Source organism: Ruegeria sp. SATB027 (assembly GCF_059613825.1).
This window is the reverse complement of sequence record NZ_JBXWTH010000017.1, coordinates 129,790-153,401: the sequence shown is the minus strand read 5'-3', so window position 1 is coordinate 153,401 and position 23,612 is coordinate 129,790. Positions and strand designations below refer to the sequence as shown.

22 protein-coding genes and 1 tRNA gene are annotated in these 23,612 nt (G+C 57.5%); 5 read left to right on the top strand and 18 right to left on the bottom strand.

Features of this window, described 5'->3' with window-relative positions; translation table 11 throughout:
- Positions 1-13: 13 nt before the first annotated feature.
- The 8 genes from AC2FPW_RS02700 to AC2FPW_RS02665 form a co-directional block, all read right to left on the bottom strand.
- Complete coding sequence (locus AC2FPW_RS02700; RefSeq protein WP_480505127.1) at positions 14-424, bottom strand: universal stress protein; 411 nt, start codon at positions 422-424, stop codon at positions 14-16.
- A gap of 23 nt (positions 425-447) precedes the next feature.
- Positions 448-1,428 carry an alcohol dehydrogenase catalytic domain-containing protein gene (locus AC2FPW_RS02695; RefSeq protein WP_496812480.1) on the bottom strand — a complete coding sequence of 327 codons (981 nt, stop codon included), beginning with the start codon at positions 1,426-1,428 and terminating at the stop codon, positions 448-450.
- The gene (locus AC2FPW_RS02690) at positions 1,425-2,186 is read right to left on the bottom strand and encodes an SDR family NAD(P)-dependent oxidoreductase (protein WP_496812479.1); all 762 of its coding nucleotides are present in this window, start codon (positions 2,184-2,186) and stop codon (positions 1,425-1,427) included. The genes AC2FPW_RS02695 and AC2FPW_RS02690 overlap by 4 nt, the downstream gene beginning before the upstream one ends.
- Complete coding sequence (hisD, locus tag AC2FPW_RS02685) at positions 2,179-3,486, bottom strand: histidinol dehydrogenase (RefSeq protein ID WP_267366027.1); 1,308 nt, start codon at positions 3,484-3,486, stop codon at positions 2,179-2,181. Before hisD ends, AC2FPW_RS02690 begins: the two co-directional genes overlap by 8 nt.
- A gap of 12 nt (positions 3,487-3,498) precedes the next feature.
- The gene (locus AC2FPW_RS02680) at positions 3,499-4,827 is read right to left on the bottom strand and encodes a TRAP transporter large permease (RefSeq protein WP_496812478.1); all 1,329 of its coding nucleotides are present in this window, start codon (positions 4,825-4,827) and stop codon (positions 3,499-3,501) included.
- An 11-nt stretch (positions 4,828-4,838) separates the two neighbouring features.
- Positions 4,839-5,351, bottom strand: coding sequence for a TRAP transporter small permease (locus AC2FPW_RS02675; protein ID WP_209503870.1), 513 nt, complete (start codon positions 5,349-5,351; stop codon positions 4,839-4,841).
- Between the two features lie 108 nt (positions 5,352-5,459).
- The gene (locus AC2FPW_RS02670) at positions 5,460-6,605 is read right to left on the bottom strand and encodes a TRAP transporter substrate-binding protein (protein ID WP_267366029.1); all 1,146 of its coding nucleotides are present in this window, start codon (positions 6,603-6,605) and stop codon (positions 5,460-5,462) included.
- A 23-nt stretch (positions 6,606-6,628) separates the two neighbouring features.
- On the bottom strand, positions 6,629-6,814 hold the full coding sequence (locus tag AC2FPW_RS02665) for a hypothetical protein (RefSeq protein ID WP_267366030.1): 186 nt from the start codon (positions 6,812-6,814) through the stop codon (positions 6,629-6,631).
- 134 nt (positions 6,815-6,948) lie between these two features.
- On the opposite strand from AC2FPW_RS02665, the gene AC2FPW_RS02660 reads away from it, so the two are divergent.
- The 3 genes from AC2FPW_RS02660 to AC2FPW_RS02650 all read left to right on the top strand — a co-directional run bounded on the left by AC2FPW_RS02660 (position 6,949) and on the right by AC2FPW_RS02650 (position 11,227).
- Complete coding sequence (locus AC2FPW_RS02660) at positions 6,949-7,971, top strand: LacI family DNA-binding transcriptional regulator (RefSeq protein ID WP_496812477.1); 1,023 nt, start codon at positions 6,949-6,951, stop codon at positions 7,969-7,971.
- A 370-nt stretch (positions 7,972-8,341) separates the two neighbouring features.
- A complete protein-coding gene (locus AC2FPW_RS02655; RefSeq protein WP_496812476.1) occupies positions 8,342-9,562 on the top strand; it encodes an APC family permease in 1,221 nt (406 codons plus the stop codon).
- A gap of 48 nt (positions 9,563-9,610) precedes the next feature.
- Entirely contained in the window at positions 9,611-11,227 is a 1,617-nt protein-coding gene (locus AC2FPW_RS02650) for an MFS transporter (protein WP_496812584.1), read from the top strand.
- Here AC2FPW_RS02650 and AC2FPW_RS02645 read toward each other — a convergent pair whose 3' ends face one another.
- From AC2FPW_RS02645 to AC2FPW_RS02615, 7 genes are all read right to left on the bottom strand, one after another.
- Complete coding sequence (locus AC2FPW_RS02645) at positions 11,228-12,820, bottom strand: trypsin-like peptidase domain-containing protein (RefSeq protein ID WP_496812474.1); 1,593 nt, start codon at positions 12,818-12,820, stop codon at positions 11,228-11,230.
- A 190-nt stretch (positions 12,821-13,010) separates the two neighbouring features.
- Positions 13,011-13,084 (bottom strand) — tRNA-Gly (locus AC2FPW_RS02640).
- 69 nt (positions 13,085-13,153) lie between these two features.
- On the bottom strand, positions 13,154-13,981 hold the full coding sequence (locus AC2FPW_RS02635) for a polyphosphate kinase 2 family protein (RefSeq protein ID WP_496812473.1): 828 nt from the start codon (positions 13,979-13,981) through the stop codon (positions 13,154-13,156).
- Between the two features lie 126 nt (positions 13,982-14,107).
- Positions 14,108-15,163, bottom strand: coding sequence for a methyltetrahydrofolate cobalamin methyltransferase (locus AC2FPW_RS02630; RefSeq protein WP_267365939.1), 1,056 nt, complete (start codon positions 15,161-15,163; stop codon positions 14,108-14,110).
- A 9-nt stretch (positions 15,164-15,172) separates the two neighbouring features.
- Positions 15,173-16,099: a methylenetetrahydrofolate reductase gene (locus AC2FPW_RS02625; protein WP_480537915.1), complete on the bottom strand. Its 927-nt coding sequence runs from the start codon at positions 16,097-16,099 to the stop codon at positions 15,173-15,175.
- 25 nt (positions 16,100-16,124) lie between these two features.
- Positions 16,125-16,421: a virulence factor gene (locus AC2FPW_RS02620; protein ID WP_209503861.1), complete on the bottom strand. Its 297-nt coding sequence runs from the start codon at positions 16,419-16,421 to the stop codon at positions 16,125-16,127.
- Positions 16,422-16,670: 249 nt separating this feature from the next.
- Positions 16,671-18,557 carry a PhoX family protein gene (locus tag AC2FPW_RS02615; RefSeq protein ID WP_496812472.1) on the bottom strand — a complete coding sequence of 629 codons (1,887 nt, stop codon included), beginning with the start codon at positions 18,555-18,557 and terminating at the stop codon, positions 16,671-16,673.
- 178 nt (positions 18,558-18,735) lie between these two features.
- Between AC2FPW_RS02615 and AC2FPW_RS02610 the strand changes: the two genes are divergently transcribed.
- Both AC2FPW_RS02610 and AC2FPW_RS02605 read left to right on the top strand, forming a co-directional pair.
- Positions 18,736-19,848, top strand: coding sequence for a Ppx/GppA phosphatase family protein (locus AC2FPW_RS02610; protein WP_267365936.1), 1,113 nt, complete (start codon positions 18,736-18,738; stop codon positions 19,846-19,848).
- Positions 19,848-20,564 (top strand): RlmE family RNA methyltransferase, encoded by a 717-nt coding sequence (locus AC2FPW_RS02605; protein ID WP_267365935.1) that lies wholly within the window; start codon positions 19,848-19,850, stop codon positions 20,562-20,564. Before AC2FPW_RS02610 ends, AC2FPW_RS02605 begins: the two co-directional genes overlap by 1 nt.
- 2 nt (positions 20,565-20,566) lie before the next feature.
- On the opposite strand, the gene AC2FPW_RS02600 is transcribed toward AC2FPW_RS02605, so the two are convergent.
- The 3 genes from AC2FPW_RS02600 to AC2FPW_RS02590 all read right to left on the bottom strand — a co-directional run bounded on the left by AC2FPW_RS02600 (position 20,567) and on the right by AC2FPW_RS02590 (position 23,610).
- Complete coding sequence (locus tag AC2FPW_RS02600) at positions 20,567-20,758, bottom strand: hypothetical protein (protein ID WP_480480831.1); 192 nt, start codon at positions 20,756-20,758, stop codon at positions 20,567-20,569.
- Positions 20,759-20,845: 87 nt separating this feature from the next.
- Entirely contained in the window at positions 20,846-22,747 is a 1,902-nt protein-coding gene (locus tag AC2FPW_RS02595; protein WP_496812471.1) for a multiheme c-type cytochrome, read from the bottom strand.
- Entirely contained in the window at positions 22,744-23,610 is an 867-nt protein-coding gene (locus AC2FPW_RS02590) for a YihY/virulence factor BrkB family protein (RefSeq protein ID WP_496812470.1), read from the bottom strand. Before AC2FPW_RS02590 ends, AC2FPW_RS02595 begins: the two co-directional genes overlap by 4 nt.
- Between the last annotated feature and the right edge of the window lie 2 nt (positions 23,611-23,612).

The following is a 23,612-nucleotide window of genomic DNA, read 5'->3' as shown; positions in this document are numbered from 1 at the left end:
GCGATTAAGGAAATCAGGTTCTGCGGTGCACATGTACAGCGCAGGGGGCATGACGAACAACGCGTGACGCTGTCGATCCCAGAAAGTAGTCGCTCAGGTCCGGTTTGTGCGAACCTATAACAATGCAGTCCACATTGTTGCTGGTCGCGTAGTCAATGATGGTGCGGGCGGTGTGTCCTTTGATAATTTCGGCTTTCACACCATCCAGCCCGTCAACTTTTTGCAACAATGCCCGCCTCGCGCGTTCGAACCCTTCGGCCACTGCGGATTTGTCGAGATAGGCGCTGACTGATCCCTGTGGCATTTCGTAGACATGCAATCCGATGATCTCGGCCCCGTTTTCGGACAAGGCACGCGCGACCTCCAGCGTGTGTTGTGATATGCCGTGATCCAAAGCCATCGGGACCAGAATTTTCTTGTACATGGTGGCCTCCAGTTCTGTCAGGTTTATCCCCAGGGTCTCAGGATAATCTTTGGTGCGGCTACAGAGCCAGAGCGGATATCGCGAAACGCCTGCGCGCCATCGGCCAGTGCACGCTCATCGACCCAATTCAGGGCGCCAAGACGGCCGTCAAAGATCGCCTGAGCCGTGTCGCGGAAATCCTGCGCGGTGTAGGTGTAGGTTCCGATAAAGGTGATTTCCTGCAAGGTCATGCGACGCACGTCCAGACCTCTGGCATCTTCACCCAATCCGACATGCGCGATCACGCCACCCGGCGCGACCAGGGCCGAAGCGACCGACCGTGTCGCGGCATATCCAACAGCATCAATGACCAACGGGAAAGACCCATTGGGCGCATCCACAAGTGCAAAACTATCGATTTCCGCCAGATAAGTCCGGCGCAACGCGTTTGGTTCCGCGATTGTAACGTCTTCAATACCCTGCGCCCGCAGGGCCAAGGCCGCCGCAAGGCCAATGGCCCCTGCGCCAATCACCAAGGCGCGGCGGTCCATCGCAGAATGCAGAGCCTCGATCCCCAGTCTGACTGCGTGCCAGCTTACAGCCAGAGGTTCAGCCAGCGCAGCCTTGGCGAAAGGGACATCATCGGGCACGTCGACAAGATTTCTGCCTGGCATCGAGACATATTGCGCGAACGCCCCTTCGCGCGGTGGCATCGAGATGATCTGGCGGTCCGGGCACAGGTTCTCGCGACCCGCCCGACATGCCGCGCATTGGCCACAGGTTACCAGCGGGTTGATCGTCACCCGGTCACCGGCGCGGATACCATCAGCTATGACACCGGCTGCCTCGTGCCCGAGGATCAGGGGCGCTGGGCGACGTGCATCATGGCCCAGATAGGCGTGCATGTCCGATCCGCAGATGCCAACCGCCTCGACCCGGATCAGGTGTTCCGATGCGCCCGGTTCGGCATTCGGCACATCGTCAAACACCATGTGTTCAACACCTTTGTAAACCAGAGCCTTCATTTGGCAGTAAACCCTCCGTCAACCATCAGAACCTGTCCCGTGACATAGTCAGACGCCCGAGAGCATAAGAACAGGATCGGCCCGTCGATATCCTGCATCCGCCCATTGCGTCCGATACAGGTTTGCGCGGCGTTCCGTTCCGCGCGCTTGGGGTCGTCGAACACAGCCTGCGTCAGTTCGGTGGGAAAGAACCCCGGTCCGATGGCGTTGGCGTTTATGCCAAAGGGCGACCACGCCTCGGCCATGGCGCGTGTCAACTGCCCGATCCCCGCTTTGGACGCGCCATAGGCGATACCACCTGGAAAAGCGCGCGTTGTTTGCAGCGAGGCGAAATTGACAATTCGCCCCCACCCCTTTTCCTTCATTGTTGGCACCATGGCTTGGCTAAGGAAGAACGGCGCGCTCAGGTTCAGGGCAAGCGTTGCGTCCCACCCCTCAGGAGTAACATCATCGGCGGCCTCACGCGTGTTCAGCCCAGCCGCATGGACCAGAATGTCGGGGGGGCCAAACTTGGAAGCGACGTCCTGTGTCAACGCATTTACCCCATCTCGATCTGCAACGTCTGCAACAACCGTTGCAGCGCGCGCGCCAATCTCGGCCTGCATCTGCGCCAATGCCTCGCCGCGCCGGGCCACGCCGACAACACGCGCACCTGCCGCGGCAAGAGTCCGTGCCACTTGCCGCCCAAGTCCCGAGCTGGCACCGGTGATACACGCCACCCGGCCAGTCAGGTCAAACAATGAGCGCGGGTCATCCATCGGCGGTCAAGTCGAATTGCTCGTCCGGGAAATACTTTGCAAGACGCACATCTGCGGCACGGGCGTGACCTTCCATTCCTTCCAACCGCGATATCCGCGCGGTCGCTTCGGCGATGGGCTTTGACCCTTCGCGGGTGGCCCTCTGCCACGTCACGATCTTCATGTATTTATGGACACTCAGCCCGCCAGTATAGCTGGCCGCGCCCGAGGTTGGCAGAACATGGTTCGTACCGGTCGCCTTATCTCCGTATGACACGGTTGTTTCCTCGCCCAGAAACAGCGATCCGTAACAGGTCAGCCGTTCCAGCCACCAATCCAGATCCTCAGCCTGAACCGTAAGATGCTCAGGTGCGTATTCGTCGGAACAGGCGGCCATCTCTTCGCGGTTGGAACAGACGATAACCTCAGCATAATCGCGCCATGCGGCCGAGGCGTTTTCGCGGTTCAGTTCCGGCAGATCGGCGATCAGCGCAGGCACCAGTTCCATCACCTTTCGAGCAAGGTCGCGATCATCGGTGACCAGCCAAACCGGCGAGTTGTATCCGTGCTCGGCCTGACTGACCAAATCGGTGGCGACGACATGCGCATCGGCAGACTGATCGGCAAGGATCAAACTGTCGGTTGGACCTGCGATCATGTCGATACCGACCTTGCCGTAAAGGATGCGCTTGGCTTCAGCCACGAACTGATTGCCGGGGCCCACAAGGATGTTGGCGCGCGGTAGACCAAACAGGCCGTAGGTCATGGCGGCAACGCCCTGCACGCCCCCCATAGCCAGAATGCTGTCGGCCCCGCAGATATGCGCCGCATAAACGATGGCAGGCGCGACCCCTTCGCCGGGACGCGGGGGCGAGCACGCCGTGATGTGTCGACATCCCGCAACTTTCGCGGTGGTCACTGTCATAATCGCACTGGCGATGTGGCTGTATCGCCCCCCCGGCACGTAACACCCCGCAGCGTCCACTGGGATCGCCTTCTGCCCAGCAACGAAGCCTGGCACAATCTCGGTCTGGACGTCCGAAACGGTGGCTTTCTGCGTCTCGGCAAAGCGCCTGACATTGTCGTGGGCGAAACGGATGTCGGCTTTCAGCTTTTCGGAAACTTTTGCACAGGCGGCCTCAATCTCAGCCGGGGTCAGCAAGACATTCCCTTCGTACTTGTCGAACTTGGCGGCGTATTCTCTTGCCTTTGCATCACCGCCCGCCTCGATATCGGTCAGAATTGTCTTCACCGTATCATGCACCTCTGAGGCGTGTGATTGAGCCGTTAAAGTTGCCTTTTTCAGATATTCACGAGGCATGTTCAGCAAGTCCTATTGGTAGATTTCAGGGAGCAATGTTGTCGACACGGCTGGCACGTAGGCGATCAGGATCACCACGATCAGCATGGTCAATACGAAAGGCACGGCTCGGGCGGCAATCTTCAGAATGGATTCACCGGTAATGCCAGATACGACGAACAGGTTCAGCCCCAGCGGCGGGGTGATAAAACCCACTCCCAGCGCGGTGATCATCATGATGCAGAACTGGATCTCGTTCATGCCGATATTGTCCGCCAGTGGTTTCAGGATAGGTGCCAGGATGACGATATTCGGCGTCGTCTCCATGACGCAGCCCGCTGCGATCAGAATGCCGATCATCAACAGGATCAGCAGATATGGGTCGTCTGTCAGCGAGGTCACCGAAGTGACAAACCCCTGAGGAACACCCATGATCGCCAGCGCCTCGGCCAGCGGAGCGGAAAACGCGATGATCGGCAGGATCACCCCGTTCACCTTTGCAGAGCTGACCAGCATCGACGGAAAATCCGCCAATGTCAGCGTACGCAGGATGAAGCCCATGATGATGGTGACGACAACAGCCGTGGCACCAGCCTCAGTCGGCGTCAGTCGGCCCGAAAAGATGCCATAAAAGATAATCCCCGGCACGATAAAGGCATACCAGCCAGACCTGAGCGCTTTGCCCAGATTGGCCAACCACTCCCCCGTGGTCATCATGCCGCCGCCTTCGTATGCATAAAGGCGGTTCATGATGATATTGGTGATCAGGATCGACACCAGGATAGCCAGACCCGGGATCAGAGCTGCCAGAAAAAGCGTCGATGCGGAAATACCCAGCACAAGGCCGATGATGATATAGGCGATCGAGGGCGGTATCAGAATGCCGGTGCAGGCACCGGCCGCGACCAGAGCACACGCGTAGGGGCGCGGATACCCGCTTTCCACCAACCGGTTGATGGTCATCCTGCCAACCGCAGCAGCCCCGGCGGCGTCTGATCCCGAAATCGCGGCAAACATTCCGCAGACCAGCACCGTGGCCGATCCGAAGCCGCCCTTGGCGAAGCATGTCAAAGCCTCGGCAACATCCAGAAACTTGCGTGACAACCCCGTCCGAACCAGAACATCCCCGGTCAGGATAAACAGGGGCACGGCAGTCAGGGCAAAAGCATCGATGCCGGTAAACAGGCTCTCTCCGACAAGGCTGAGAGGAAGGTCACCGGACATGATCAGCATTACGATCGCAGCCGTTCCAATGGCCGCCCAAACCGGTACGGCCAAAGCGATCAGGGCAACAAACAGGATCACCGGCAGATAAAAATCCCAGCCCAGTTCAACAGTTTGATTGAGGGAGTTCCAAAGCATCCGGTCTCTCCTCAGTCAAACAGTTTGTCGCCTTCGAAGACGGGCGTGCCGTCGCGAAGGCATTTCAGATCGCGCAACAGGGATTGGATCAGCCGCCAGATCATCAGGGCAAACCCGGTCGGCACGGCCATCAGGAACCAAACCTTGGAAATCCGCAATCCGTCCGTAACGGAACCAAACTTGGCCGAAACGTGCACGGCTTCATACGACCAGTAGAGTGCGATGATCGCCACCAGGAACATCACCAGATCGCCGAAGATATAAAGCAGTGCCTTGGGGCGCGGCCCGACATAGTGCATGATCACATCGATCCGGATATGAGCGCGCTCTTTCACCGCGGCAGCAGCACCGATCCAAGCCAGATAGATAAAGGAATACCGCACGATTTCCTCGCCCCAGATCGAGGAATAGGCGAATATCTCGCGCCGCAGCACCTCGATGGCCATGGTGATCACCAGCATCACGTAGAACACCAGCAGCAACCAGCGTTCGGCGTTTCGGTCAATGTTCTGAAGAACGGTCATCTGATCCTCCGGCGATGGGACAGCCCAGTCCGTACCTGCCTTGACGGGCCACTGTCGGCCGCGCGGTACAAGAATCGTGGACGCCGACAGACGCCCACGGGTTTCACCTTAGGCGTCGTGGACGTAGTATTTGCCCTGCGTACCGGCCGCTTCGACCAGCTTCTCAAAGTTGTCCATCGAACCGGCCAGTTCCGTCTTGAAAGGATCCCATTCCGAACGCTGATATCCACCGGCATCCTGCCATTCCGCCAACTGATCATCGCTGAGTGAATGGAATTCAACACCAGCCTTGTTCAGCTCGGACATGGCGTAAGCACGCGCCGATGGAACCTTGGACAGGTTCTGATGGCCAGTCATCTCGGCACCCCACATAATGCCTTCCTGCACGTCAGCAGGCATCGAGTTGAACCACTCCAGATTACAGGAATAAACCTGACTGTCCGGAACGGCCTGCGTGAAGGTCACATGGCTGAGGATGTCCTTGAAACCAAAGACATACAGTGCTCCAACTGACGGGTCGAGCGCGTCGGCAACACCCTGCTTGATCGCCGAAGGTGTTTCACCCCATGCCACAGGCGTCGGGTTGGCACCAACCATGCGATAGTATTGTTGCAGCATCTTCGAACCGGGAACGCGGAACTTGATCCCGCCCATGTCCCCCGGTGTTATGACCGCATTGCCACCCTGCCGGACTGCGACAACACGCGGATCGATATTCACGTAGAACAGGGCCTTGAAGCCTGCCGCCTCGACCTTGGGGTGGACTTCGCTTTTCCATGTGTCCGAATGGACAAGGTTGGTGAAGCGCTGGTTCGACCCGCACAGATACGGCATGTTGATCAGGTCGACCGTGGACGCAAAAGGCGCAAAATTCGACAGCGAGTGCTGCGCGGCCTGAATGGTTCCACCCTGTACTTTCTGCACCAGCGCACCGCCCGCGCCAAGCTGACCACCGGGGGCCAATTTGACATAGACCTTGCCGTTGGTAGCATTCTGGATGTTTTCCTTCAGATCCAGCTGCATGATCGGATAGCTGCGCGACGCACCCAGCACATAGGCTGTGGCCACCGTCATAACGTGGTCTGCGGCCTTTTCGCGCTCACTCTCTTCTTTTGCGGTTTGCGCGGCAGCCTCGGAAGACCACAAAACACCCCCTGCCCCGGCAACCAATGCGGCCGTGAACGCGCCACTCGCGCTCAGCTTCAGAAAGTTGCGACGTTCTGTTGACGCCAGTTCAATCTCGTCGTTGTTCATGAATTGCCCTCCCAAGCAAAAGTTCAGCTGCCGTCTGTTGCGTTTCGGTCAGCTTCCTTTTTCAGAATCGCGACAACGAACAAAATCGACGCCGCGAACAGAACCAACATCTCTCCTACGTCACCAAGAAACGCGCGGCCTGCAAAAGCACCCAAAGCAACGTTGGCGAAATAGATCGCGAAAACGACGACAGATGCAGCAAGGACCATTTCCGGGACTCCCATTCAGAATCGGCTCAACACCTTTGTAAGCGCTTACATCAATATTGCAAGCGCTTACATTGGTGCTTTCATCATTTGAAAAATGCGATTAACTTAAGCCAACTGGAATTGAGAGTTCGAGAATGTCAAAACATCGGTCTGCTCCGACACTGGATGACGTTGCCAAGGCCGCGGGTGTTTCGACCGCGACAGTGTCCCGGTGTCTGAACAACCCGCAGCAAGTTGTTGAAGCTACGCGCAAACGTGTCCTGTCGACGGTCGAGGAATTGGGGTACACGCCGAATTTCGCGGCCCGCGTGATGGCGGCCAAGCGGTCATTTACCATTGGCGCCATCATCCCCACCATGGAAAACGCGATATTCGCAAGGGGGTTGCAGGCGTTTCAGGAAGAGATACATCAGCGTGGTTACACGTTGCTGGTCTCCAGTTCAGCCTATGAGCCCGAAGCGGAAAAGGATCAGATCCGAACCCTGGTCGCACGGGGTGCGGATGGGCTGTTATTGATCGGTCATGACAGGGACGCAGATATTTACGATTACCTGGACAGACGGAAAGTGCCCGCGCTGGTTGCCTGGTCCTTTCTGCCGGATAAACCTGTGCCGTCAGTTGGGTTCGACAACCGCAAGGCCATGAAAGCGCTGGCAGACCAGATCATCAGACAAGGACATACGCGTCTTGCGACGATATCGGGTATCAGTTCGGGTAATGACCGGGCGCGGCTCAGGATCGCAGGGATAAAAAGCGCCATGGCCGAGCACGGCCTGCAGCCGGATGACCTAATGGTGATCGAAACCACGTATGAATTCGAAAATGGCGCGACGGCGTTCAGGGATCTCATGGCGACTGACACGCCACCGACCGCAGTTTTGTGCGGAAACGATGTTCTGGCAGTCGGCGCATTGAGGCAGGCGCAGAAAATGGGGCTCCGAGTGCCCGAAGACGTGTCGATAACCGGCTTTGACGACATCGAAATCGCGCGCATTGTCAGCCCTGCCCTGACAACAGTTCACGTGCCCCACCGTGAAATGGGACAAAAAGCTGCGCAGGAGCTGATACGGATGATCGAAACGAACTCTGCGGGCCAGTCTTTGGAGCTTTCGACCCATTTGGTCACCCGAGACTCCTTGCTTGACCGCATTCCTTAAGGCTCAGAAAGTTCGGCGGTTCATTGCGTGTAAAAGGCGCACCGGTCTACGATTCAGTGTGACGATCCGCTTTCATTGACCTGAATCAAAGCACGCAAAGTGACCACATAGTGAAGTACGAATATATCAACGGGCCCGACGCTCACCTGCCTGACCCCAAGCAAATTTACCGGTGATCAGTACTTCAACGGCGCGAAGGTTTCACTCCACGGGCGCGGCAAATGCGAGGCGCGCTCTTCTGCCGACTACCCTCAGGCTCCTCGGAACCTAACGCACGCCAGTCACTGCATATGATCGAGGCAACTAGCCAAGTACAGAAACGTCGAAGCCAACTTAAGACACGCGGAGCGAAGCAATTGGCGGATAGATGATGCCCATCGTAGAACAAAAGACACCAAAGCTGCGACGGGCGCTGACGACCCCGCTGCTCACGCTCTATGGGCTTGGGGTAACCGTGGGCGCTGGAATTTACGTGCTTGTTGGTGCGACGGCCGGGATTGCGGGCCCATTTGCCGCTGTTTCGTTCCTGATTGCTGCGCTTGTTGTTGCGCTGACTGCCCTGTCTTACGCAGAATTGGCAACCCGATATCCTGTGAGTGCGGGTGAAGCCGCTTATGTCGAAGCAGGGTTTCAGAAAAGCTGGATGGCCGTTCTGGTCGGTCTCGCGGTGGCCGCCTCGGGCATCATCTCGGCCTCGGCCGTGGCTATCGGGGCCGCGTCGTACCTTCAAACGCTTACAGGCTTAGGCATTTCAAGTCTGACAATCGGTGTTGTTCTGGTCATGGGGCTGATCGCCCTATGGGGGATCACGCAGTCGGTAATGGTGGCGGCAGTCATTACCATCATAGAAATCAGCGGGCTACTTGTCGTTATTGGTTGGGGCCTGTCCCTTCCAGACCCTCAGGGCTATGCGCTCACCCAGATGGTTCCTGGGCTGGACCCAAACGCCTGGAGAGGGATATTGGCCGCTTCGCTTCTGGCGTTTTTCGCCTTTGTGGGTTTCGAGGACATGGCGAATGTCGCTGAAGAAGTTAAAGACCCCGCCGGAACAATCCCGAAAGCGATCCTGTTGACGCTTGTTCTGGCCACGGTCTTGTATCTTGGTACGTCCATGACTGTTCTGAATGTGGTGCCGATCAATGTCCTTTCGACGTCCGCCGCTCCGCTGGCCCTGATCTTCACGGACGCGCCCGAGGTTATCCAGCAGGGGTTTTCGGCCATTGCCATCGTAGCCACGATCAATGGTGTTCTGATCCAGATGATCATGGCATCCCGCGTGATTTACGGGCTCGCGGATCGGGATCATTTGCCAAAGTTTCTGGCTACGGTATCTCAGGTCACTCAGACACCAACGGTAGCGACAATCATGGTCACGGCGATAATCCTGTTGCTGACCCAAACGCTTCCAATCGCCATTCTGGCCGAGCGCACGTCGCAAATTGTTCTGGGGGTCTTTGTGCTGGTCAATCTTTCACTGATCCTTTTGAAGACCCGGGCTGAATTCGAAGAACCGCAGTTCCGCGTGCCACTTGTTGTTCCCCTCTTTGGGGTGGTGACCAGTTTGTTGCTTTTTGCGTCCGCGTTTCTGTAAGCCTGTATCATTGGGTCAAGGAAATCCTGCGATGCGATTTACGTGAACATGACCACTGACCAGCCTTCTACAGGAGCGCCGCTTTCTGCATGGTGGCATAGAACCTTTGTTGATCTGGCGCGACAGATGCGATGGTCCTACCTGCCACCGCTCATGGTCTACTTTGCCGCCGGGGTTTCTGGCCTGACATCGGTCGTCGGCGCTTTTTTTCTTAAGGACTATCTTAACCTATCCGCTTCCTTTGTTGCCGGGCTCGCGTTTTGGGCCGGGCTTCCCTGGATCTTGAAAATGCCACTGGGTCATATCGTTGATCTGTTTTGGCGGTGGAAGTCATTGCTGATCCTATTGGGGGCGACCATAATCACCTTGTCCCTGCTCACCATGTACGGGCTTGTAGCCTTTCCCGGACATATGGCTGATGTCATGCCGCTGGAACACTGGTATATCATCGCCCTGCTCTTGGCGCCTTCCGGCTATGCCATTCAGGATGTCGTCGCCGACGCGATGACGGTCGAGGCCGTTCCAAAGATCAATCCCGACGGGCAGCCGTTTTCGCCCGAGGAAACCCGTGCGCAGCATACAACAATGCAAACACTGGGCAGGATCGCCATTTTCTCGGGATTCGCAGCCGTAGCCGCGGTCAATATCTGGGTGTTCTCGGGAACCGAGGGCATGCAGAAATCAGACCGTCTTGCATTGTATGGCAACGTCTATCTGATCGCGCTTGTCATTCCGCTGTTGTCCGTCAGCGGTGTGGTTTTGCACGGTTTGATACAGCGTCAACATCTTCGCCTAGGTCATCCCCCGCATACCCCTGACCAAACTACCGAGGTCAAATGGCCGATCCTGCTGGGCGGTCTCGCATTTGTTGTACTGAGTATCGTATTGGGAACATCGAATTTCCAACTTGCCCAGGAAACTATATTTGTAGTCTCACTGAGTGTGATCTTGTACCTGATGTCGCGCTTGGTGAAGGAACTGAACCCAAATCAGGCAAAGGCTCTGATTGGTACGGCGATAATCATTTTCGTGTTTCGTGCGGTTCCCTTGCCCGGGCCGGGGCTGACCTGGTTCGAAATCGACGAGTTGGGGTTTGACGAGCAGTTCCTGGCAATCCTGGCGCTTCTGACGTCCCTGCTCGCACTGGTCGGGCTCATCGTCCTTAGACCGTTTATGGCCAACCGCTCGATTGCGCAGGTCGTTATCATTCTGACCATCGCGTCGGGGGTCCTCGCCCTGCCCAACCTTGCGCTGTATTACGGCGTGCATGAATGGACATCTGCGCATACCGACGGGATCGTAGACGCAAGGTTCATTGCAATCCTCGACACCGCAGTTGAATCTCCGCTGGGTCAAATCGCGATGGTTCCGATGCTGGCCTGGATCGCACGTAATGCTCCTGTGCATCTGAAGGCAACTTTTTTTGCCGTCATGGCGTCATTCACCAACATGGCCTTGTCGGCCAGCAGTTTGGCAACGAAATACATGAACCAGATTTTCGTGGTGTCGCGCGCGGTAACCGACCCGGAAACCGGTGTCGTCACATCGATTGCCGATTACGGCCAACTTGGACACCTGTTGATCGCCGTGGCCCTGATTTCTGTGATCGTTCCGTTGACGGTCGTATTCTTTGTTCAAAAATCGCCTTTCCAGACCAGTGATTGATCACTGGCTGACAGTTTCATTCAGCAAGGTTTTCAGGTGCAAAACCGGAACCCCGATGTTTGAACCCCCGAACTCTGGCAGGATCGCGGCGTTAATCGCGACCACCTCTCCCTTGCGGTTCAGGGCCGGCCCTCCGCTTCCTCCTGACGTTGTTTCTGCGTCGTAAACGACTGCACCTGGACTTGTCTGCGCCACGATTCCTCGGCTGGCGAGAGGTTGAACCTGGTTTTGCGCAGATAACCGTGCGGCGATCGTCCAGAAATTGACGGACCCGTCTTTCTCGAGCGTTTTCAGAAATTCCGGCCCCGCCTGCGCGATTAACGCTTTAAGGCCAGTAGGATACCCCAGAAGAAAGACTTCGTCACCGCTGCGAGGAAGGTCATCGGCCAGTCGTAATCCCAGCCCTTCGACACGGTTTGGATCAACCGACAAAAGTGCCAGATCAGCGGTCTCACTGAACCGGTCCAAAGTGGCTTCAATCGGGTCGGCCTGACCTGGCAGATAGGCCAGCAACCGCAGCATCTCGGCCTCAAGACCTGCGTTTTTCAGTGCCTGAGCCTTGTCGCCGGATGTCCAGGGCAAGGCAACGTGGCGGTTGGTGGCCAACAGCGGCGTACCCTCCAGCAGAAATCCAGTGCCGGTGAACTGGAACTCCGCGGGCTCACCCGTTGCGTCCGGTTCGATCCAGGGTTGTCCGAAAGGCGTTTGCAACTTCTCTCCGTTTGGCCCCAACACATGGCGCAGCAGTTTACCGCTTTCGATATGACGCAATCCGTAGGCGCCCTGAATGAAAGCCACGGATTGAGTAGAGGCGGTGATAACCCGCGTGGACGCCCCCGCGCGCTGTTCAAGGGTACCCAACCGCTGCTCAGTTGATATCAGTTGGTTCTGAAAGGCATCCCTCAACGCCACAAGGTCTTCTGGGGTCAGCACATCTTCCCGCGTCTGGCTAAGCATGGCCGACACCGCTTCGATCTTGCGGGCTTCCTGTTGCAGGCTGTCGGCCAGTCTACGGTCGTTTTGATAAAGCAGGAACAGCAGACCTGCGATCAGCGCAATCGCTGCAACCACCGTAATCCTGAAGAACATAGTGGTTTGAGAAACAAGCCTTCGCCCACTCTCACGCAGCGCACCCGACATTCTTTGGGCAAAGGGTCGGCGACTTGACCGCGCATAAGCATAGGCGTCACTTAGGATATCCTCGACCGTGTGACGAATGGGAAACCTCTGAGTACAAATGCGGTATCGGGAGATCGGGCCCAATTCGCCAAACTCGATCATGTCGCCGTGTTTCAGCGTTGCCGACACAATCTTGTGGCCATTGACCCAGATGTCTTGCCCCGCCAGCGCGTTGAGCACATAGCCCCCCTCGGACCACTGAAGCGTTGCGATATCTTCGTCATGGGGCGGTGTGTTGTCTTTCAGGCGCAGACCTAGCGCACGGCCTTCGCCAACAGAAACAGTCAATGCGCTGTCAACAAGCCAGGAAACCGTTCCACGGGACGGGCCGGTCAGGCTCTCCAGAAAGGCATGAACATCACCTGCGCAAGGCTCTTGGGGTGTACTCGTGCCGGTCTGATCAATTTCCCGCATAGTTGGGCTCTGCTCAACAGTGATGGGGTCACTCTATCATAAGACGCCCGGAATCCTACCAATCGCGAGGGGGCTGCCCAAAACCGGAAATATCTACAGGCACAAGTCAATTTGGTGGAACGTCCCGAAACGACCCCAATTCTTGCCGGAGCAGGCCTTCACCGGAAAACACCGTCTGACCTGAAAGTTCTGGAGCGGGTAGCGGGAATCGAACCCGCGCGTTCAGCTTGGGAAGCTGACAGGCTACCATTACATCATACCCGCCGCACCCCTGAGATATAACCAGAGTTCCCTGACACGCAAGCCGGATCGTTTCAGGTTGCCTGGAAAAAGTCACTCGGTCCGCGCACGAAGACTGTCGATCAGCGAGTCATCTACATCCAAAGCCTGGATGGCCGCCTCAAGCGTGCGGCTGTCCAGATGTTGCGGGTTCAGATCGACCCCGGCTGAAAAGGCTTTGACAATGGCCTTCATGGCGCTGATGCGCGCGTATCTTTTGTTATTGGCCGGTATCACGTGCCACGGTGCCAGATCGGTCGACGTCCGGGCCAGCATTTCATCCACGGCGATCTCGGTATCATCCCATTTCTCGCGATTCCTGAAATCCTCGTATGTCAATTTCCAGCGCTTCAACGGGTTTCTTAGCCGTTCAGTAAACCGCTGCATCTGTTCATCTTCAGAGATGTGGAAGAACAGCTTGACGATCCGGGCACCATCGTCGACCAGCATGCGTTCGAAATCATTGATTTCCTGATAAGCAGCGCGCCAGCGTGTTTCCGGTGTCAGGTTCTCGATCCGCTCAACCAACACGCGCCCGTACCAGCTGCGGTCGAATGCGGATATCGCTCCGGACGGTGGCAAACGTTCCCAAAACCGCAGCAGGTAATGCCGGTTGAGGTAGTAGTTCCGGGGCGCCCCAATTGGCCAGACCTTAAAGCTGCGCGGGTCCAAAGCCTGGCTGACCCTACGAATGGTTCCCCCCTTGCCAGCCGCATCCCAACCCTCGAACACCAGCACACCCTTGAGCCCGTGAAACAGATACGCTTGTTGAATCCTGGCCAGCTTGGCCTGAAGATCAATCAGTTGCTCGAAATACTCCTTTTTGCCCAACCGCTTGGTCAGATCCGCTTCTGAGAGTTTCGGGGGGTGATGTTTACGCATGGTGCCACCTGATCGTTGCGTCCCGGATCAGGATATCCTGAACCCTTGCGCAAAATCGACATTGATCAGGGTCAAACGAAAAAGGCCGGGCACAGTGCCCGGCCTTAGCTGTCTTTGTTGATGCAATCAGGCGCGGCGACGACGGCCACCGCCGCGACGACCACCGGCTGCGCCACCGGCCTCGTCAGGTGATTTGTTGAACCTGATCCACTCCCCACCATGCGGGTCGTTGTTGGTCAGCAGGTTGGCGGCGCGGATGGCCTCCATCTCCTTACCGGCGCGCGGCTTGGTGGAGCCCAGGCCGAACATCTGAACGAACGTCTCGTCATCCATGCCTTCGGGCAGGATGATGCCAGCTGCGGCAACGGCTTCTTTTTTCTCGGCGATTTTTGCCTGCGTCACCGGCAGAGCCACCGGGTTCATGATCGCCGAGGTCATGCCGGCACCCATTGCCATCGGCAGGAAGGCATTGTTGATGCCGTGGCGGTTCGGCAGACCGAACGAGATGTTGGACGCGCCACAGGTGGTGTTAACGCCCAGCTCCTCGCGCAGGCGACGGACCAGAGCAAACACCTGCTGACCGGCAGTTGCCATCGCACCGATCGGCATGACCAGCGGATCAACAACGATGTCGTGCGCAGGGATGCCGAAATCAGCGGCACGTTCAACGATCTTTTTGGCCACTTCGAAACGGACATCGGGATCTTCCGAGATGCCTGTGTCGTCGTTCGAGATTGCCACAACAGGAACATTGTATTTTTTGACCAGCGGCAGAACCAGTTCCAGACGCTCTTCCTCACCTGTGACCGAGTTCAGCAGCGGGCGACCTTCCGCCGCCTCAAGACCCGCTTCCAGAGCACCGGGAACCGACGAGTCGATACACAGCGGAACTTCAACCAGCCCCTGCACCAGCTCAACGATCTTGCGCATAAGCGGCGGTTCGGTCTCGTTCGGGTTTGGGTTCGAGTTGTAGACGACGCCCGCATTGATATCCAGAACGGTTGCGCCCGCCATCACCTGTGCCAGCGCATCTTTCTCGACGGTCGAGAAATCGCCTGCTTCCAGTTCGGCCGCCAGCTTTTTCCGACCGGTCGGGTTGATCCGCTCGCCGATCACGCAGAACGGTTCGTCAAAGCCCAGAACGGCGGTTTTTGTTTTTGATTCTACGACTGTACGGGTCATGTCCGTTCCTTAGGAGTTTGCAGGCTGCGCCGAGGCGCCGCCATTATTGATCGCCCAGTTGGCGTTGGTTTTGATCCCGCCCAGCGGGAAGAAGTGCACGTTGGTGATGTTGAAATCCGGGTTGGCCGCCTTGTGGTTGGCCAATTCAGTCACAACATCATTCGGCTCATAGGGCAGCAGAAGCTTCGACACATCCATGGCGCGCTTTTGCAGAACTTTCAGCGACGGGCCGACGCCGCAGGCAATTGCGAACTTGATCAGGGTCTGCAGTTTGGCCGGACCGGCGATACCGATGTGGATGGGCAGGTCGATACCCGCCTCTTTCAGACTATCTGCCCAGGCGATGATCGGTTTGGCATCGAAGGCAAACTGGGTTGCCAGCGCCATCTCGGCATCCGTGGTCTCGTTGAATTTCTGTTTCCAGCGCAGGGCGTCATCGACATTCTTGGTGGACCCATCGGGATCGATGTCCTTGTTCCCCTCGGGGTGACCGGCAACATGAAGACGTGTGAACCCTGCCTTGTCGAACAGACCGGTTTCCATCAGCTGCATGGAACTGTCGAAATCGCCATGCGGCTTTGTCACGCCACCGGCCAGCAACAGCGCCTGTTCGACGCCCGCCTCGCCCTGGTACATCGAGATCCAGTTTTCCAACGTCGCCGCATCCTTGATGATCCGCGCCGGGAAGTGGGGCATGACAGGATAGCCTTCGGCTGCAATCCGCTTGGCTGTCTTGACCATATCTTCAATCGGGGTGCCTTCGATATGGGCAATGTAGACGCGTGTGCCTTCGGGCAGCAGCGCGCGGAAATCCTCGACCTTTTCGGCGGTCCGCGGCATGACCTCGATCGAATAGCCTTGCAGGAAGGCTTCGACGGTCGGGTTCACAGGGCTGTTTTCGACCACATCACGTTTCTTGAAGTTCAGCAAAGCCATTGAGGCCTCCCATTAAGATCCGGGCTTATGCCCAACCGTCATTTGCGATCAGCGCTTTGATGCGGTCCTGATCGTATTCCTTTTCCAGACGCAGGGCCTCGGCCTCGGCTACTTCTGCCGGGTCGCCATCAACCGCAAAAGGCTCGGCCTTGCGCCATTCGGCCAGATAGGCATCACTGTCCTTGGCGTTTACCTTCATGGCGGCGCGGTCGATGGCTTGCTCGAACCGTTCTTCCAATTGCCGCTTCGCGCCGCGACGGCCTTTGCCGACGATGACCTGAGCGGGAATGTCGCGCCAGTACACGATGGTGACGTCAGGCATTACTGTGATTCCTCCTAACCCGATGGGCCGGTTCTAAACTTCAATGTGGGGATGGGTCGGTCGGTTTTCGACACCCGGCGCTTTTCAAGCGACGTTTTCGCCCACGGTGGCGTGGCGGGGTTTTAACCCGTCTCGCGGCGAAAACGCATACCAAAATCCTCATTGTCACTATGAGAGCGCTGCATAATGAACAAAACGCCCCGGACGGCATGACCTGCCCGAGGCTTGATTCAGCGCGTCTTGCCAGGGTTAACCGACCAGCCCGCCGTCTTGACGAGTAACCGCAATGATGGCTGAACGTGGAACCGAGCTACCACCGTCGGGCCAGTGGCTGTTGCCGTCTTCACCGGGGTGCTGAATACCAACAAACATGGTGCGGCGATCCGGCGACCAGCTGAGCCCAGTGATCTCACACTCGTTCGGTCCAACCAGAAAACGACGGATTTCACCGGTAACCGGGTCGCCTGCCAGCATCTGGTTATTCCCCTGCCCTTCGAAGTCGCCCTCGTTGCTGTATTTGCCGTCGGTCTGGATCCACAGCAGGCCGTTGCTGTCAAACTTCAGCCCATCGGGCGAGTTGAACATGTTGTCGGCGTTGACATTGTCCGAACCGCCATACGCATCCTGATGCACGGTCGGGTTTCCGGCCAGTACATACAGGTCCCATTCGAAACCCGATTTGCCATGATCACCGCCTTCAGGACGCCAGCGCACGATCTGACCGTATTTGTTCGCCTCGCGCGGATTCGGCCCGTTGACCGAAGTGTCGTCGCCACCGGCATTCGGTTTCACACCGCGGTTCTTGTTGTTGGTCAGGCAGCAATAGACCTCGGGCGCGTTCGGATTGGCTGCAACCCATTCCGGGCGATCCATAGTGGTCGCGCCCACGGCCGACGCTGCCTGTCGCGTATGGATGCAGATTTCGGCCTGCGACGTCATACCAGTTGTTTCGGGGGTCAGGTCCAGCCACTCACCAGTCCCGTCGTCGTTGAACTTTGCAACCGACAACGTACCGTTCTCAAGCAGCGCATTCGTATCCACACCAGCGGCATAAACACCTTCCGAGACGAAGCGATACAGGAACTCACCCCGTTCATCATCACCCATGTAGACGACGACGCGACCGTCATTGTTCACAATGGCCTCGGCGTTTTCATGCTTGATCCGACCAAGCGCAGTCAGCTTGCGAGGCGTCGAGGCCGGATCGGTTGGGTCGATTTCGACAACATAGCCTGCGCGGTTCGGCTCGTTGGGGTTTTTCGAGACATCGAAACGCTCGTCAATTCCGGCCCATCCGTATCCCCAGTCCTTGGTCGAAACGCCATAGCGCTGAAGTTCGGCGCTGACCTCGTGGTTTTCGTCTTCAGCCGAGAAGTAGCCGTTGAAATTCTCTTCACAGGCCAAATACGTCCCCCATGGGGTCATGCCGTTGCCACAGTTGTTCCAGGTGCCCTTAGTGGCGGTTCCCGTCGGATCAGCGTGAGTTTTCAGCAGATCATGGCCCGCAGCAGGTCCTGTCAGTGACATGTCTGTCTGCGGCGTGATGCGGCGGTTATACGGGCTATCCTTAACAATGCCCCACTTGCCATCGGTAGCTGCAATCTCGACCACCGTCACACCATGCGCCATCATGCCTTTGGCAACATCGTCATCCGAGGCGGCCTTGGCGTCCGGGTTGTTTCCCCAAAGGATATCGCGATTGGTGTATTCGTTGTTTACGACCAGCAGAACGTGACCCTCGTGTAGAAACACATCCTGACCGTCGGTGTTATCACCGAATGCACGTTCCTGACTGGCGGCAGTTCCACGGGTGGCCGGATCGAATTCGGGCGCATCAGACCAAAGCGGATCACCCCAGCGCACCATCACCTCGGCCTTGTAGCCCGGCGGTACAATGACGTCATCGGCAGTTGACGCCGGAATCGCCTCAAACGCAAAGCGATCCGCGGCTGCACGCACACCAGTCGGAAGCAGCGCCCCACCCAAGGCCGTGAAACTTCCCATCGCCAATACGCCGCCCAGAAATCCACGACGTGACAAGGCACGCTCAACGACGCGGTCAAACTCACATTCCTCTGGGCGCGGATTCACCACTTCATCGAATTCGTCAAAGGTCAGGACACGTTCATCTTTCATGGCAGGCTCCGTCTGCGGCTAATTGCGATCAAGAATCCCTCAACCGGGATCAAAGTTCAAATCGCACCTCAGTATGAACGACGTGTGACATCCAGACTAAATTCGAAATGGAAATCGCTTGCACGTCGGCGATGCGCCGCCTAGGGTCAAATCAACTCGAAAATCGGAGGGCGTTACGATGGCGCCCAAGCGTCCCAAAGGTGCGGGCGCGTTCCCGCAAGCGGTCGAAAGCCCCGCGCCGGCAAGACCCGATCCGGATGCCCTGTATGCGGCTCTGGATTTGGGAACAAATAGTTGCCGCATGTTGATAGCCCAGCCCAAGGGCAGCGGGTTTCATGTGGTTGACAGCTTCTCCAAGTCCGTGCAGCTGGGCGCGGGTCTGGAACGCACCGGACGTCTGTCGCGGGCGTCGATGGCACGCACCGTTCAGGCGCTGCGAATCTGTCAACAGAAGCTCAAGCGGAACAAAGTGAAACGGATGCGTCTGATCGCGACCGAGGCCTGCCGCCGCGCCAAGAATTCCCGCGAATTCATCCGGCAGGTCAAACGCGAAACCGGGCTGACGCTTGAAATCATCCAACCCGAAGAAGAAGCCCGTTTGGCGGTGATTTCCTGCGCCCCGCTGGTGTCCACCAAGACCGAACAGCTGTTGGTTGTCGATATTGGCGGCGGTTCGACCGAGCTGGTCTGGATCGACATTTCGTCCGTCCCTCGCCGTGACCGCCCGGCTGCGATCATGCGTTTGCATAACGGATTTCACACGGTCGACAGCCCTTTTCCGGCTGCAAAAGTTGTGGACTGGATCAGCGTGCCACTGGGCGTTGCCACGTTGCGGGATCAGTTCAATGATGTCGAAAACGACGCCGCGCGGTTTGCGTTGATGAGCTGGTTTTTCGAAGAAAACCTGGCCGATTTCGCACCTTACAAAGACGAACAGACCCGTGAAGGTTTTCAGATCGTCGGCACCAGCGGAACTGTCACAACGGTTGCGGCATCGCATCTGGGCCTCAAGCGGTATGACCGGACCAAAGTTGACGGGCTGCGCATGACCAGCGATCAGATTGACAAAGTCATACGCGGGTATTTAGAACTCGGCCCTCATGGGCGCCGCCGGGATCCTCGGATTGGGGAAGACCGGCAGGCCCTGATCATGTCCGGCTCGGCCATTTTGCAGGCATTGTTGCGCTGTTGGCCCACTGATCGCCTTTCCGTGGCAGATCGGGGGCTGCGCGAGGGCCTGCTTTATGCGCAGATGAGCGCGGACGGGGTACTGGAAGACGGACCGTTCTGATGGCGAAGACACCAACTGGCAAAAACAACTCGGGGCGCGGGCAGCGTGACTTGAAGGTAAAGGTAAAGACCGCACGGGGTCGCAAGCTGAGTTCGACCCGTTGGCTCGAACGGCAGTTGAACGACCCCTATGTCAAGCGCGCCCAGACCGAAGGATACCGTGGGCGCGCCGCGTATAAGATCATGGAGCTTGACGACAAGTTCCGCTTTCTCGTTCCCGGAGCACGGGTTGTTGATCTGGGGTGCGCGCCTGGTGGCTGGTGCCAGGTTGCTGTCAAACGGGTAAACGCGCTTGGCGAAAAATCGGGGAAACGGATCGGAACGGTGCTGGGTATCGACTTGCAGGAAGTGGAACCGGTTGCGGGTGCCGATACCCATGTGCTGGACTTCATGGAGGATGACGCCGACCAGAAGGTCAAGGACTGGCTGGGTGGCAAGGCGGATGTGGTAATGTCGGATATGGCCGCGGCGTCCTCGGGTCACAAGCAGACCGACCATCTGCGGATCATCGCACTGTGTGAAACTGCGGCCCATTTCGCGTTTGACGTGCTGGAAGAAGGTGGCACATTCGTAGCCAAGGTTCTTGCCGGCGGTGCCGAGGGCGATTTGCAAAAACTTCTGAAGCAGAAATTTCAGAAAGTGGCGCATGTGAAACCGCCCGCATCCCGCTCGGACAGCTCCGAGAAATTCGTTATAGCAACCGGGTTTCGCGGCTGAACTTAATCTTCCAAACGGATACGGTTTCCGGTCAGACGTTGTTCACGCAACGACGTGGCCGCCATACCCTGCAACATCAGAGTATCCCCGTGCGAAACATATACAGGCTCGCGATTGCGCAGCTCTTCAATGCGCTGCGCCAGCGTAGCAGGGTTCGGCCCGGTTGCTTTCTGTCTTGTTGACTCAGTGGACATGCATCACCTTAAAACAACAGTTCTGAAATGCTGTTATCGTAAAATCTTGCCGTGAAGATGGAACAAATCGGGCAAGCCTGTGCCGGATCAGGGGCCCAGTTGTTGCAACAATTGCAGCAAGGCCGGGTCATCGGGCAACCTACCCAAGGCTTCGCGCAGGGCTATACGTGCGGCTTCCGGGCCGCGATTGATCTGTGCCAGCTGTACCACCATGGGCCACGCTTCGGCACGTTGAGGGTCCAGCGCTACAACCTCGCGAAAGGCCCGTTCGGCAGCCGGGGCGTTGCGCAGCGTCAAGGCCATCCCCCCCAGAACCAGATGCGTTTCCGGGGCATCCAGCCTGTTCGAGATCGCCGCTTGCCACTCGGCCATCCCCTGCCCGGCCAGATCCTGTTGTTGAGGTGTCAGGGCTTGAGGAGGGATACTCAGATACTCCTTGGCGGCGGCAATGCGAACGTTGCGAAAAGGATCAGACAAAAGGGGCTCTAACCTTTGCACACGATCCGTTGGGCTCGCCTGACGCTGCAAGGCTGCTGCATTTGCGCGTATCAGCGGATCGTCTTCCTGCAACAGTCGCGCTGTGTGCGCGGCAACTTCGGGCGAGCCGAAGGGTTGCAGCAGATACGCCGCTGTTGCGCGCACGATAGCGGGTTGCGAGGGATTCATTGCGACAGCAATCAAACCCTCTGGCGTTTTCAACTGACCATCGGCAGCAGCTTTGAATACCGTACCAAAATGTGCGCCCCGATTGGCTGTGTCAGGAAACCACCCTTTGATCCGGCTGGCAGCCCAGACCTGATCCTTATTCTGGTGGCAATCAGTGCAGGCATCAGCCCCTAATCCCAAATCCGGTCGCGGCACGCGAAAGCTGTGATCCCGGCGACCGTCCACTCCCATATAAGTGCGTTCGGTCATGTGGCAGCTTTTGCACTGGGCACCCGCGCTATCCATAACGTGATGATGGTGACTGGGGGTATCGTATTCCTGTTTCGCTAGCGTCGGGAATTCAGGGTTTGCGGCCGTGGAATGACATTGCGTGCAAATACCGTTGCCTTCGGCCTTCAACTGCGCGCTGTGTGGCTCGTGGCAGTTCATGCACCCGACCCCTCGGGCATACATTTTGGATTGCAGGAACGAGCCGTAAACGTAGACCTCATCAAGTATCTGCCCGTCCGGATGATACGAACCGGGCCGCAACACAGCCAGGTTATAGGCATCATGATACGGGGTTCCCGGCAAAGGATTTCCGTTGCCGTGCGCCTCGCGCCGCGAATGACATCCGGCGCATTGCTGGATCCCGGCCTCGGTCTGGCCCTTGCCCCAGCTCATCGAAAAGCCTGTATTACTCAGACCCCCGGCAACGCCCTGCCCCTTGGTCCAATCGATATGTGCCGACCCCGGTCCATGGCAGGCTTCGCAGCCAACACTAATCTCGGCCTGTCGGGAAGAGTATGTTCTGGATTGCGCGTCGTAGTTCTTTTCAAACCCTGTGGCGTGACACTCGGCGCAGCGCGCGTTCCAGTTCTTGTAAGGGCCCGTCCAGTGCAGCCCGTCTTCTGGTGGCAGATCCTGATCGGGGTATAAGTGGTACCAGCGCTTCTGCTGAGTATCCCAAACCACATCAAAACTTTGCAACCGCCCCGGTTCGGTTTCAAACAGATATTGTTGCAGGGGTGCGATCCCAACGACCGAATGCACATCATATGCCGTCGTCGCACCGTCTTTTTCCGTTACACGAGCTGTGAACCTGTCTGCCTGTTTAGTAAACTCAACCGTCATCCCGTTCTGCACGAACCGGGTTCCATCGAAATCGGCGACCAGATGGCCGTCGCCAACTTCCGTCCAGGCCAAGGCATGATGAGACGAAGCCCATGCCTCGGCCTCGCGTTGATGGCAGTCCGAACATTGATCCGATCCAACATATTCCAGTGACTGCGCCTGCCCTTCACTTGCGAGGGTTAAGCAAGCCGCCAGAATGGCAAATCTCATGCCATATCTCCTTCAGCGGCGTTCCGAAGGTCGATCAATGCGCCGTTGTATTCAGCGCCAAGGATCAGCATCGCAGAACACAGATACAGGAAGATCAGCGCAGCCATTGCCCCGGCCAAACCCGCATATGTGGCACTGTAGGTGGCGAACTGGCTGATATAGACTGAAAAAGCCCATCCGCCAGCTGCCCACAAAACCAATGTCAGTACGACGCCGGGCAGGATCTGGGTCAGGCTGTGCCTGCGGGTTGGCAGAATTAGATGAGCCAGCAGGACGGTGCCTGCCGGAACGGCCACGGTAAACGTCCACCGCAGGCGATCTACGGACAGCCAGTCCGCTACCGGAGCTTCGGTATGCTCTGCCACCAGTTTCGTGTAGACCGGCAAGACCACCTCGACCGTTGCAATAACAAGGATTGCCGAACCGCCAAGGATAACCAGAACCAGACACAACAGCCGGGTCTTCCAAAAAGGCCAACTGTCCTGATCGTGATAGGCCTGATTCATCGCAGCGCGTACTGCGGCAACCCCGTTGGAGGCAAAGTAGATCGCAAGTAAGCCACCCAGCGTAATCACACCCGACCCTGCCCCGGCCAGAACGGCACGCAATTCGGCCACGATAGGGTCCGCAACATCCTTGGGCCATGCCCCGAACAGCAGATCAATCAACTCATCAGTGACATAGTCCTGCGACAATGCCCCGGCCAGCGCCACGGTGAACAACACAAAGGGAAACAGGGCCATCATCAACGACATGGCGACGTGGCTGCTCATGACAGGTCCGTTTTTCCTGACGAACCGGCGAAGTGCCAGCCACAGTGCCTGAAGCGGGCGGCCAAACGGGGGAATCGTGGGCTTTGTCATCC